Genomic DNA, 13185 nt, shown 5'->3' on the forward strand with positions numbered 1-13185 from the left:
ATGCTGACCTGGCTCGCCAATTTCTCGCATCTGCTCAGCCCGCTGAACCTGTTCCGCTATCTCACGTTCCGCACCATCGGCGCGGCGGGCACAGGGCTGTTCCTGGTGTTTTTCTTCGGCCCGACAATCATTTCCGCGTTGCGCCTGAAACAGGGCAAGGGCCAGCCGATCCGCACCGACGGACCCCAATCGCATCTCTTGACCAAAAAAGGCACGCCGACGATGGGCGGCCTGATGATCCTGTGTGGGCTGCTGGTGTCGGCGCTGCTCTGGTGCAATCTCGACAGCCCCTATGTATGGATCGTCCTGTTCGTCACCGTCGGCTTCGGCGCGATCGGTTTTTACGACGATTATCTGAAGGTCACCAAGCAATCGCATGACGGCTTTTCCGGGCGCATGCGTCTCGTCCTGGAATTCGCCATCGCTTTTGCCGGATGCTTTGCGATCGTTCAGGTCGGCGCTCCGGGCGCAACGTCGCTCGCCGTGCCTTTCGTCAATGGTTATGTCGTCGATCTTGGCTGGGGCTTTCTGCTGTTCGGGCCCTTCGTCGTCGTCGCCTTTGGCAATGCGGTGAATTTGACGGATGGCTTGGATGGGCTGGCGATCGTGCCGGTGATGATTGCGGCCGCCACTCTCGGGCTGATCGCCTATCTCGTCGGCAATCTTTTCTTCGCGCGCTATCTTGGCATCAATCACGTGCCGCAGGCGGGCGATCTTGTCGTCGTCTGCGGCGCGCTGATCGGCGCGGGCGTCGGCTTCCTCTGGTTCAATGCGCCGCCGGCGCAGATTTTCATGGGCGACACCGGCTCGCTGGCGCTCGGCGGCCTGCTTGGCGCGGTCGCGGTCACCATCAAACATGAGATCGTGCTCGCCGTCATCGGCGGCCTGTTCGTGATGGAGGCGCTGTCGGTGGTCGTGCAGGTCGCCTCATTCAAGCTCACCGGCAAACGCGTCTTCCGCATGGCGCCGATCCACCATCATTTCGAACAGCTCGGCTGGTCGGAGGCGCAGATCGTCATGCGCTTCTGGATCGTCGCTTTCGTGCTCGCGATGATCGGCCTCTCGACGCTGAAGTTGAGGTGAGCATGATCGCGGTTCGCTGCTTCGAAGGCCGCAAGGTCGCGCTGTTCGGGCTCGGAGGCTCAGGCCTCTCGACCGCGCGCGCGCTTGTCGCCGGCGGCGCCGAGGTCGCGGCCTGGGACGACAATGCCGGCGCGCGCGCGCGAGCGAGCGCCGCGGGAATCGCGATCGTCGATCTCGCCGCCGCCGATTGGAGCGCTTACGCGGCTCTCATCCTCGCGCCCGGCGTGCCGCTGACCCATCCTAAGCCGCATTGGACGGTGGAGCGCGCCAAGGCGGCGGGAATCGAGATCATCGGCGACATCGAATTGTTCTGCCGGGAACGCGCCGCCCTTGCGCCGCGCGCGCGCTTCGTCGCCATCACCGGCGCCAACGGCAAATCGACGACGACCGCTTTGCTCGCCCATATCTTGCGCGAGGCGGGGCGCGATGTGCAGATGGGCGGCAATATCGGTGTGCCGATCCTCGAACTGGCGCCGCCGTCCGAAAACAGCATCCACGTCATCGAATGTTCTTCCTTCCAGATCGACCTCGCGCCTTCGCTCGCCCCGAGCATCGGCGCGCTTCTCAACATCACGCCCGATCACCTCGACCGGCATGGGACGCTCGAAAACTACGCCGCAATCAAGGAGCGACTTGTCGCGCGCGCTGATGTTGCGCTGATCGGCGTCGATGACGCGCCATGCCGTGCTATCGCAGCCCGGTTGCAGGCGAGCGGCGGTCGCCCGCGCGTCGTCACGATTTCCGCGCTTGCCTCTTCCGTCAGCGACATTGCTGTCGAGGACCATCGCATTCTCGCGCGTGGGCCGGAGGCGATGACCGCTTCTCTTGATTTACGCGACGCGCCGGCCCTGCGCGGAATTCATAACGGGCAGAACGCCGCTTTCGCCTTCGCCGCCGCGCGCATGCTCGGCCTTAGCCTCGATGAGATCGCGCGCGGCCTCGCCTCCTTTCCCGGCCTCGCCCATCGCATGGAGCAGGTCGGTCGCCTCGGCCGCGTCCTGTTCGTCAATGATTCGAAGGCCACCAACGCCGACGCCGCTGAAAAGGCGCTGCTGTCGTTCGAGGATATTTTCTGGATCGCCGGCGGCAAGGCGAAGGAGGGCGGCATCGAGCCCCTGCGCGCGCTCTTTCCCAGAATCGCCAAGGCCTATCTGATCGGCGCGGCGAGCGACGCATTCGCGCGTACACTGCAGGGTAGCGTGGCCTTCGAGCGTTGCGAGACGCTTGATGTCGCCGCGGCCGCCGCCACCCGCGACGCGCAGGCGAGCGTCGCCGCCGAGCCTGTGGTGCTGCTGTCGCCGGCCTGCGCCTCCTACGATCAGTTCGCCAATTTCGAACAGCGCGGCGACAGGTTCCGCGCTTTGGTCGCTGATTGGATCGCGGCGCAAGCGCCTTCCGCAACCAATGCTGAGATATCAAGGAGCCGCCCATGATTTCGCGCGCTGAACGCGGCCCCGTCGCCGACTGGTTTCGTTCGATCGACCGCTGGCTGCTCGGCTCGTTCGCCGCGCTGATGGTGATCGGCCTGGTGATGGCGCTGGCCGCCAGCCCCGCCGTCGCCGAACGGCTGAACCTGCCGACGTTTCATTTCGTCGACCGGCAAGCCTTGCTGCTGGCGCCCACTGCGCTGCTGATGATCGTCACGTCCTTTCTGTCGCCCCGCCACACGCGCCGCGCGGCGCTGATCGTGTTCGCAGTGAGCATGGCGCTGATCGTTCTGGCGCTTCTGTTCGGCGCCGAAGTGAAGGGATCGCGACGCTGGATCATGGGCGTTCAGCCCTCTGAATTCATCAAGCCGGCCTTCGTCATTCTCGCCGCCTGGGCCTTTTCGGAGGGCGGGCGCACGCATGGCGCCGTCCCCAGCCGCATCCTCGCCTTTCTGCTTTTGCCGCTGACGATCGTGCCGCTGATCATGCAGCCCGATTTCGGCCAGACCATGCTGATTTCGGTCGTCTGGGCGGCGCTGTTTTTCATGGCGGGCCTGCATTGGTTCTGGGTGCTGGGCCTGGGCGGCGTTGGCGCCGTTGGCGGATTTCTCGCCTTCAGGTTTTCGCCCCACGTCCACGAGCGCGTGTTGCGTTTTATCGATCCCGATTCGATCGGCGGCATGGTCGACACGTTCCAGGTCGACACCGCTTTGCAGAGCATATTGTCGGGCGGCTGGCTGGGGCGCGGGCCGGGCGAGGGCGTCTACAAGCGCATCCTGCCCGACGCGCATACCGATTTTGTTTTCGCGGTTACCGGCGAGGAATTCGGCATGCTCGCCTGCCTCGCTTTGATCGCCTTCTTCGGCCTCATCGTGATGCGCGGCCTGTGGCTCGCCTCGCGCAATGAAGACCCGTTCTGCCGCTTCGCGGCGGCTGGCCTCATCATCATGTTCGGCGTCCAGAGCTGGATCAATATGGCGGTCAACATCCGCGCCATTCCCGCCAAAGGCATGACCTTGCCTTTCATCTCCTATGGCGGCTCGTCCTTGCTGGCGCTGGGGCTGGGCATGGGCTTTCTCATCGCGTTGACCCGCAAGCGTCCGCATGTGATGCTGGAGCAGCAGGCCCGGCAAGCGCCTTGAGCGAGCCGCGCTGCATTCTCATCGCCGCCGGCGGCACCGGCGGCCATCTCTTTCCCGCTGAGGCTTTGGCGATCGCGCTGGCCAAGCGCGGTCTGCCGGTGGAGCTGGCGACCGACGAGCGCGCGCTCCGCTACGGCGGCGATTTTCCCGCTCGCGCGATCCACCCCATTCCTTCGGCGACGCCGACCGGGGCGGGGCTCGCATCGAAAGCGGGCGCCGCGCTCACGCTCGCGCGCGGCGCCGCGCTGGCCTGGCTGCGCATCCGCAAAATCGCGCCGCTCGCCGTGATCGGCTTTGGCGGTTATCCCACCGTGCCGCCTTTGCTCGCCGCTTCGCTGCTGAGATTGCCGACGCTGCTGCATGAGCAGAATGCGGTGATGGGCCGCGCCAATCGTTTTCTCGCCGCCCGCGTTGGCATTCTCGCTACTGGCTTTCCGACGCTGAAGGGCGCGCCGGACACGATGCGCGCCAAGATGCGCTACACCGGCAATCCGGTGCGCCCCGCAGTGATCGAAGCCGCCGCCATTCCCTATCCCGATTTTGCTGACGGACGCCTGCGTGTGCTGATCACCGGCGGCTCGCAGGGCGCGCGGGTGATGTCGGACATTGCGCCGGCGGCGATCGCGCTTCTGTCCGAGGCGGATCGCGCGCGCCTCTCCCTGACGCAGCAGGCGCGCGGCGAGGACCGGCAGCGCGTCGCCGAGGCCTGCGCGCGCATGAATTTTGCGATCGAGATCGCCGAATTCTTCCCCGATCTGCCCGCCCGCATCGCCGCCGCCCACCTCGTCATCGGCCGCGCCGGCGCCTCCACCGTCTCCGAACTCGCCGTGATCGGCCGCCCCTCGATCCTGGTGCCGTTTCCGCACGCGCTCGACCAGGACCAGGCCGCCAACGCGGCTGTTCTCGCGGCCAGCGGCGCCGCGCAGATCGTGCCGCAGACCGAGTTCACGCCCGAACGCCTGGTGAGCCTGCTGCGCAAGGCGCTCGCCGACCCCGCCTCGCTGACGGCGGCGGCGCAGGCGGCGAAAGCGGCGGGCGTGGCGGATGCGGCGGAGCGGCTGGCGGAGCTGGTGGTGGAGGCGGCGCGAGGGTAGCCCCACGCAGCGCCAAGTCTCGTAAATTCCTTCCTCCGCAAATTCTCATTTGCCCATCCGATCGCTTCAATGCGCAACATCGCCCTCGCACAAGGTAAGCAAAATACGTGCTCTTGACGGGTGAATAGGCATCGCGCGACATGGGCACATGACAGTCACCTTCGACGCCTATCTCCGGAAGATACGCGAGACGCCTCTCGCCGAGCACACCGAACACACGGGCCGCTCTGCACTCGAAGTGTTGCTCGGTCAGTTCGCCGGCGAAGCGGCGGGGCGTGAGATAAATGTCCAGCACGAGCCGAAGCGCGAAGCGGACAAAGGGGCGCCCGATTTCAAGATCAAGCGACGGGGGATGATCCTCGGCTACGTCGAGGTTAAGGAGATCGGCGCCAATCTCGACAAGGTGCTCAAGTCGGGCCAGATCCGGCGTTATCGCGAACTCTCGGACAACATTCTCCTAACGGATTATTTGCAGTGGGTCTGGATCGATCGCGAACGCGTCAAGGGCCGCGAGATTCTTGCCTATCCCACCGATCTTGAGGGCCGCACGCTTAGGATCACGCCTGAGCGCGCAGAGGCCGTCGCCAAACTCATCGCCGCCTTTTTCTCAGAGGCGCCGCAAGGCATCGGCCGCGCGCAGCAGCTCGCGCTTGCCTTGGCGGCTCGCAGTCGACTCCTGCGAGACTATCTGGGCGAGGAACTGGTGCGGCAAGAGCGGGAGCATAGAGAGGGACGGCTTTACGGGCTTTTTCAAATATTCCGCGATCAGGTCTTCCATGAGCTGACGTTAAAGGAATTCTCCGATGCCTTCGCGCAGATGCTGGCTTACGGCCTATTCCTGGCGCGGCTAAATTCAGACTCTGAGCCGGTGACTTTGCACAACGCGCGGCAATACGTTCCAGGTTCCTTCCGGCTCATCCGGGAACTCGTCGATTTCCTCGCCGAACTCGAGAAAGATGAATATCGTAATGTGCGGTGGGTGATCGAAGAGGTGCTGTCGATCGTCAATGGACTCGACCTTCCAAGTATTCACGAAGACCTGTCATTTCGCCACCGCAAGGCGATCAGCCGAAAAGTGCGAGCGGCGGATGCGGAAGAACATCGCCTCTTTGAGCGCGACCCTTTCATCTACTTCTACGAAGATTATCTGAGGGCCTATGACCCAGCCATGCGCAAGGGCCGTGGCGTCTATTATACCCCGCCCCCGATCGTAAACTTCATCGTGCGCGCGGTAGATGACATCCTGAAGGAGAGCTTCGGCATTCGCGACGGTCTCGCGGACCACCAGCGGGTCACGGTGCTCGACTTCGCGTGCGGTACTGGCACGTTCCTTTTGGAAGTGTTCCAGCGGATCTTCGATAACATCGGTGGCCCAGAGGTCGGACGTGCTAATCTGATCGTCCGCAAACACATGCTGAAGAATCTCTTCGGCTTCGAGTATCTGATCGCGCCATACACGATTGCACACCTGAAGTTGTCGCAGTACCTACGCGATCAGGGGCACCCGATAAGTGGTGATGAGCGATTGCAAGTTTTTCTGACGAACACGCTTGAGCAGATCGAGCCTCAGGCGAATTTTCTGCTACCCGCGATCAGCGCCGAAGTTGAAGCGGCGCAAAAGGTCAAGGATCGGCAAATTCTGGTCATCACTGGCAACCCGCCTTACTCAGGGCTCTCAAAGAACAAGGGCGTGTGGATTACCGAAAAGATTGAAGACTACAAGTACGTAGATGGTCATCATTTCGGTGAGCGGAAACATTGGCTACAAGACGACTATGTGAAATTTATCCGCTTCGCGCAGAGCAAAATGGACGAAGTTCCGCAAGGTATCGTTGCTATTATTACTAATCACGCTTGGATTTATAACCCTACATTTAGGGGGATGCGTCAATCATTATTGAATAGCTTCCAGCAAATTCACGTCATCGATCTACATGGTAGTTCGAAGCCAAAGGAGAGGGCGCCAGACGGATCGCAGAATGAGAACGTCTTCGATATCATGAAGGGAGTTGCGATCACGTTATTCGTCAAAAGACCAGGCCTCAAACCGGGAGTCTTGTTTGGTGATGTTTGGGGCAGCCGGTTAGGAAAATATGAAATCTGTGCCGCGTCAAATTACGAGGCGCTCGCCTCAGAGCGCGTCGAGCCGACAAGCCCCTTCTATTTCTTTTCACCGCACGCTCCCGCTGACATCGCGGGGTGGCCTGATTGCAAATCACTTGAGGACATCTTCACCGTCCAAAGCTCGGGGATGTTGACGGCCCGGGACCGGTTGAACGTTGCATTTGATAGTGACGAGTTGCTTGAACGCCTTGGCAGGTTTGCAAATATGGACTTCGAGGTTGCGCGGAAGGAATTTCGACTCGGTGCCGACACGCGCGATTGGAAGGTTGCGCTTGCTCAGGAAGACTTGCACGAAACAACGCTCGACCCAAAGTTTCTGCGACTGGTTTCGTATCGCCCCTTTGACCACCGCTTCGTGTTCTATACTGGTCAGTCAAAGGGCCTCATCGGGCAACCAGGTAGACTCCTCGCTGAAGCCATCGACGTTTCAGGTGTTGCCCTCGGCACGACCCGGCGCGTAGAGGAAGGAGACTTTCAGCATGCTTTTGCATATTCACATTTGCCGGACGGCCATTCTGTCTCTTCGAAAGAGATGACCCACGTTTTCCCGCTATTTCTCAATCAAGCGAGTTTTGGCAACGCTTCAAGCGATAGTCGGATTGAAAACATAGCTCTCGACTTCCGTGCCTTCATCGATTCCCGCTATGATCATCATTTCACCCCTGAGGAAATCTTCGGCTACATCTATGCCGCGCTTTACGCACCGACCTATCGCACACGCTACGCTGAATTCCTGCGCACTGACTTTCCACGCATCCCTTTTTCGGAGACGAAGGAAGCATTCGAGACTCTTTCAAAGCTAGGATGGACGCTCGTTCAGGCCCATATATTGGGCGACTTCCCAAGACAGGGATTGGCCGCTTATCATGGCAAAGGGAACCATACTGTCGAGGCTGTGCGCTATGCACCCGCCGAGGAGGCCGTCTGGATTAACAAGGCCCAGTTCTTCAAACCAGTCCCGCAAGCGGTGTGGAATTTTCACATCGGCGGCTATCAGGTCATCGAAAAATACCTCAAATCGCGCAGGGGTCGTATTCTGTCGCTGGATGAGATTACGCATATCAGCGCAGTCGCCGACAGCCTCGCCTTCACGATCCAGCAGGTGGCGAAAATCGACGACCCATGGCGCTCCGCCTTTCCGGACAGGGGATAAAGCCAGGGTGCCGCGTGACCCGCGAATCGAGCGATGCTAGGTTTCGCTATGTCCAAACGCGAATCGCACAAGAGAGCATCAGCCCCTTCGACCGGGCCGAACCTATTCGGCCCGGCAGAGCAGGCTGATTTATTCGGCGACGTACCCGTCATGCCGAGGCAATACGTCCCCGATCCCGTTCATGTCCGCAACCGACTCGAAGACTTGCTCGCGCAAATGCAGGCGGCTGACGCGTGGCCATGGAATCCATCGATCGTTCGGCTGCATTGCGACAAGACCTTCGCCTATCTTTGCAATCTTTTGACGGACAAGCAGGAAGCGGAGAGCTGGCGCGAACGCCTGGCCGCCGAAAGCGCCCGGCTCGGCGAGGCGGACGCTGCCTGATTGGCGGGACGCCAGATGCAGAGGCGGGCCTATCCAACACGCCGCGGATGCGTTCGATCGCCTCAACAATATCCGCGAGACGCGGCGAGAGGATCCGTTCGGCCATCAGAACACGAGCACAGCCGATTCCTCGATCCGCTTCTTCAGACGAGGGTGCAGGCTGTTGCGCGTCATGATGTCGGTCTTGAGGCCGAGAATGCTCGCGGCGCGCTCCTTCACATCCATCAGTTCAAAGAGGCCGAGCTTGCCCTTTTCATGATCGAAAAACAGGTCGACATCGGAATCTTCTTTCACCTCGCCGCGCGCCGTCGAGCCGAACATATAGAGATGTTCGACGCCAAGCCGCTTCAAATCGGCTTCGTGCTGCCGCAACCGGCGTATGGCTTCGTCGCGTTTCATGGTTGCAATATAGCATAGTCAGGACGTTGATCGCCATGGCCTGGCGTCGCCCCGCCTCGCCTCGCACGAGTAGAGCGGTCGGACGCGCGAACTTCTTGTCGAGGAGAAGAAACCGCCGCTCCGTGAGTTCGACTGCCGAGAAACAAATTCTGGAGATTCTCCGTTTTCGGCGTATCCTGTTCGGACGATCGATTGGCCCCGCGGCGCCGCTTCCGTCAGGCGCCGCGAGAAAAAACGAAAAACCCCTTTGCGGAAGGAAAACCGGGTTTAAGCCTTTGGTATCTCACGAATCGCGGAAGCTTCCCGGAAGCCGCTCGCTTAGATATCAAGGACTTAACCGGCATTCGGAGCGCCGCATTTCCCCATTTTCCTTCCCTGGGAAGCCAAAATCCCTTCCGAGGAAATCGCGGGCGCGCCCCTGAGTGTGCGCCGCGCCCAAGCTCGCCCATCGTCGAACAGCCCGCGTCACGGAGAACACCTCGATAAGCGCGGCGTCGGCGGCGTTGCTATCGCCTCAGCCGGCGCGCCGCCGGGGCGGCGGCAGATCGACGGCGCCGCGGCAAAACTCGTCAAAAGGCATTGGCCGGCCGATCGCATAGCCTTGGGCGTAGTCGACGCCGATTTCACGCAGCGCCGCAACGATGGCTTCGTTCTCGACAAACTCCGCAATGACGCTCTTGCCCATGACTTTCGCCATATGCGCGATCATTTCGACCATGGCGCGGTCGATTCGGCTGTTCAACATTTCCTTCACGAAGCCGCCGTCGATCTTGATATAATCGACCGGCAGGTTCTTCAGATAGGAGAACGACGACATGCCTGCGCCGAAGTCGTCCAGAGAGAAACGGCAGCCTAATTTTTTCAGGGCCTGAATGAAGCGCCTGGCGCTTGAAATATTGGCGATCGCCCTGGTTTCGGTGACCTCGAAGCAAACGAATTCCGGCGGGATTCGATGAAGCTTCAACTGCTGACGCACGTAGCCGACAAAATCGTCGTCTCCGAAAGTCGCGCCGGAAAGATTGATGGCGCAGCTCGATATCCGAACGGATCCTGGAGAGGCGAGCGCGCCGGCCATCAGTCCGAAGGCCTCGCGGACAACCCATCGATCGATCAACGGCATCAGATCATAGCGCTCGGCCGCCGGTATGAAGCTGCCCGGCTGGACGATCTCGCCCGTCTCGTCTCGTAGTCTGAGCAGCAATTCGACATGGACGCCATCTTGCGCGCCGTCTCTGAGCGCGCGTATTTCCTGAACGCATAGACAAAACCGTTGTTCTTCGAGCGCGTTCCTGATCCTCTGCACCCAGGCCATCTCTCCGACGCGCCGCGCAAGCTCGGAATCGCTGGGAAGATGCGCCTGGACCCGGTTGCGGCCTCTTTCCTTGGCCATGTAGCAGGCGACGTCGGCCGCCTGCATGATTTCCTCGGCGGTATTGGCCTGCGTGATGTCGACGAGCCCGATGCTCATGCTGATATTGAAGGCGCGGCCATTCCAAACGAAGCGCAAGCGCTGCACCGCGAGCCGGAGACGCTCGGCGATCTCTAGGGACGAAACATCGTCGCAAGGTTTTAGTAGAACGCCGAATTCATCGCCGCCCAAACGCGCCAGGAGATCGCCGGGACGAAGATTGTCCTGCAACAGGTCGGACGTTTGCCGCAACAATTCGTCGCCGGCGGCGTGACCGCAGGTGTCATTGACGACCTTGAATTGGTCGAGATCGAGAAACATCAACGCCTGTTCGTCTGTCGCCTCCGTGCGCTCGCCGAGCGCGCCATCGAGACGCGCTTCGAATTCGCGGCGATTGGCGAGACCGGTGAGGGCGTCATGCGACGCCTGCCAGGAGAGGCGCGCGATAAGCTCCCGCTCGCTGGTCCTGTCGTGGAGGACAAGCACGGAGCCGACAGGCTTGCCGTTCGAATGCAGAGGAGCCCCAACGATCGACACGGGCACCGTGCTGGAATCGCGTCGGACCAGCAATTGGCAGCGCCGCGTCGTTTCGCCAGAAAGCGTTGGGTCGAGCGGTCGATCGCCAGGCTCCTTCGCCGCCTCATCCACGATGCTGAAAAGCACGCTCAAGGGCGAACCTCTGGCGAGCGCGCTCGTGGCGCCGATCAATCGCTCCGCCTCCGGATTCATATAGTCAAGACGGCCATCCAAGTCCGTGCTGATGACCGCTTCGCCGAGCGAGGCCAACGTCACCTGAGCCCGTTCCTTCTCGGCTCTCAGGGCGTTCTCGAAGGCTAAGCGTTGCCTCAACAATTTGCGCATATGCCATACGATCAAAACGATCAGCCCGGCAGCGGTCAGCAAATTTGCAACCGCCAGCAGAAACTTGATGGATCGCGAGCCGGCCCCCAGACTCTGCGAGAACGCCAGCGCCAGCGGCGCGAGGCGGCGGTCAATCTGCTCAATCTGCTGTTTGCGAGCGTCGATCGCGCCGGCCGCGCTCGATGCATTCAGATATTCCTCATGCAGCGCCTTGCCGAGAGATTCCAATTGAGCAAGGTCGGGATCCGTCGCCTTCCAGCAACGGATCGCCGTCGCCATGTAGCTGACATTCCCGAAATATCGGAACAGCCATATCATCGCGGGAATGTCGTCAGGATGGTTTCCGCCGCCTAAGAAGCCGTCGCGGGCCGCGGTCAGATCGGGCGGATCCGCTTCCAGTGCGTATCGCGCGGCGCGATCGGCCAGCGGAATGGCGATGGCGGATTGGAACTGGCGAAAATAAAATTCATCGCCTCTCTCGGAATAAAGCGTGAGGAAATGAATCGCGTCCTTCTGACCCTTCGACCATAACCCCTCGCCGCCGACATAGGCGCGCACCGCCGACAAGGTTTCCATGCTGACGCCGGCGAGCAGCGCCTGCGCGACAATAACCGCGACGAAAGGCGCGACGAGCCGCAACAGGCGCAGCTTTCCGAGCGTAAGAGGCAAAGCGTTCGATGTCGGCGTCGCCGCGCCGGGCGTCGCGCGATCTTGAGCGCGCGATGCTTGTTCGCGTTCGCGAGCGGCGGCGGTCTCTTTCAACGCTTCGACGCTCACGTGATCCTCGATTGTTCTCGCCTTCGTTTCTTCACAGGCTTGGTCGGCGCACGGACGTTCGAACGGAGATTTGATAGGCGCTAAGGGCCCATGCCTTTGAGAGCGCGGATGGGATGGCGACTTGGGTTGAGAGACGAAACTGGGGCGCCGCGCCATCACCCCCGGCTTGGCCAATGTCCTCTTTTTTGCAGGGCCGCCATCAATTAACCCAGCATAATTGTGCTGATTCAATAGGGTGTTTATGTATCGACGAAAAGTATTTATATCCTTAATGAAAGGGCTATTGCGCTGACCTGCCTTCCGTTCGGGCAGGCGGGGCGTGCTCTTCGTCGCGGGCGACAACGACGATGGCTTCGCGCCGCTCGCCCTTGAGCGGGCCCGTCGCTGCGCCTAAGCTCGCGTCCATCCAGAATCGTTTGCCCACGCGGACCGAAAGCCCCAATGACTCTTTCCAGCATGACCGGCTTTGCGCGAGCCTCCGGGGCGAGCGGCGCCTATCGCTGGGTTTTTGAGGTCAAAAGCGTCAACGCCAAGGGGCTCGATCTGCGGTTGCGGACGCCGCCGGGTTTCGACCGCATCGAGGGCGAAGCGCGCGCCAGACTCGGGCGGGCGCTGGCGCGTGGAACGTGCTTTGCGACGCTGAGCGCGCAGCGCGAGGGCGCGACGCTGCAGGCGCGCGTCAACAAAGAGGCTCTGGCGGCGATCGTCAACGCGGTCCGGGAGGCGGCGGAAGGCACGGGGCTCGCGCCGCCTACGCTCGACGGCATTCTTGCGATCAGAGGCATCGTCGATGTCGTGGAATCGGGCGATGACGAGCCCGCGCTCGCCGCCGCCTGCGCGGGCGCGCTCGCCAGTCTGGACGAGGCGATCGCGGCGCTGGTCGCGATGCGGCAGGCTGAAGGCGCCGCGCTCGCCGCGATCTTGAGCGAAAGGCTCGCCGCCATCGCCGCTTTGACAAAAGCTGCCGATGAAAGTCCCGCCCGCCGGCCTGAGGCCATTGCGCTGCGGCTCGCCCAGTCGGTCGCCGCTTTGCTTGAGGCCGGTCGCGGCTTCGATGAGAATCGCCTCTATCAGGAGGCGGTGCTGCTCGCCGCCAAGGCCGATATAAGGGAGGAGCTGGATCGCCTCAAAACCCATGTCGAGGCCGCGCGCGAGCTGATCCGCAGCGGCGGCCCTGTCGGGCGCCGGCTTGATTTTCTAGCGCAGGAACTGGCGCGCGAGGCCAATACGCTTTGCGCCAAGGCTAATGATGCGTCGCTGACCGCGATCGGACTTGATCTGCGCGTGCAAATCGAGCAATTGCGCGAACAGATTCAGAATATCGAGTGAGCAA

9 protein-coding genes are annotated in these 13185 nt (G+C 61.6%); 7 read left to right on the forward strand and 2 right to left on the reverse strand.

The window, feature by feature from the left end; translation table 11 throughout:
• The 6 genes from mraY (at window position 1) to GSQ90_RS26420 (ending at window position 8407) form a co-directional block, all read left to right on the forward strand.
• Complete coding sequence (gene mraY, locus GSQ90_RS26395) at window positions 1-1083, forward strand: phospho-N-acetylmuramoyl-pentapeptide-transferase (protein ID WP_158817933.1); 1083 nt, start codon at window positions 1-3, stop codon at window positions 1081-1083.
• 2 nt (window positions 1084-1085) lie between these two features.
• The gene (gene murD / locus GSQ90_RS26400; protein WP_158817934.1) at window positions 1086-2516 is read left to right on the forward strand and encodes a UDP-N-acetylmuramoyl-L-alanine--D-glutamate ligase; all 1431 of its coding nucleotides are present in this window, start codon (window positions 1086-1088) and stop codon (window positions 2514-2516) included.
• A complete protein-coding gene (locus GSQ90_RS26405) occupies window positions 2513-3652 on the forward strand; it encodes an FtsW/RodA/SpoVE family cell cycle protein (RefSeq protein WP_158817935.1) in 1140 nt (379 codons plus the stop codon). Before murD ends, GSQ90_RS26405 begins: the two co-directional genes overlap by 4 nt.
• The gene (locus GSQ90_RS26410; RefSeq protein WP_158817936.1) at window positions 3649-4746 is read left to right on the forward strand and encodes a glycosyltransferase; all 1098 of its coding nucleotides are present in this window, start codon (window positions 3649-3651) and stop codon (window positions 4744-4746) included. The genes GSQ90_RS26405 and GSQ90_RS26410 overlap by 4 nt, the downstream gene beginning before the upstream one ends.
• Window positions 4747-4894: 148 nt before the next feature.
• Window positions 4895-8023, forward strand: coding sequence for a type ISP restriction/modification enzyme (locus GSQ90_RS26415; RefSeq protein WP_158817937.1), 3129 nt, complete (start codon window positions 4895-4897; stop codon window positions 8021-8023).
• Between the two features lie 150 nt (window positions 8024-8173).
• Window positions 8174-8407: a hypothetical protein gene (locus tag GSQ90_RS26420; RefSeq protein WP_158817938.1), complete on the forward strand. Its 234-nt coding sequence runs from the start codon at window positions 8174-8176 to the stop codon at window positions 8405-8407.
• Window positions 8408-8512: 105 nt separating this feature from the next.
• On the opposite strand, the gene GSQ90_RS26425 is transcribed toward GSQ90_RS26420, so the two are convergent.
• Window positions 8513-8806 carry a nucleotidyltransferase family protein gene (locus GSQ90_RS26425; RefSeq protein ID WP_158817939.1) on the reverse strand — a complete coding sequence of 98 codons (294 nt, stop codon included), beginning with the start codon at window positions 8804-8806 and terminating at the stop codon, window positions 8513-8515.
• A 514-nt stretch (window positions 8807-9320) separates the two neighbouring features.
• The gene (locus tag GSQ90_RS26430) at window positions 9321-11852 is read right to left on the reverse strand and encodes an EAL domain-containing protein (RefSeq protein WP_246731790.1); all 2532 of its coding nucleotides are present in this window, start codon (window positions 11850-11852) and stop codon (window positions 9321-9323) included.
• A gap of 441 nt (window positions 11853-12293) precedes the next feature.
• Here GSQ90_RS26430 and GSQ90_RS26435 point away from each other — a divergent pair, with 441 nt between their 5' ends.
• A complete protein-coding gene (locus tag GSQ90_RS26435) occupies window positions 12294-13181 on the forward strand; it encodes a YicC/YloC family endoribonuclease (RefSeq protein WP_158817940.1) in 888 nt (295 codons plus the stop codon).
• Window positions 13182-13185: the final 4 nt, after the last annotated feature.

It is taken from the genome of Methylocapsa sp. S129 (assembly GCF_009765995.1).
GTDB lineage: Bacteria > Pseudomonadota > Alphaproteobacteria > Rhizobiales > Beijerinckiaceae > Roseiarcus.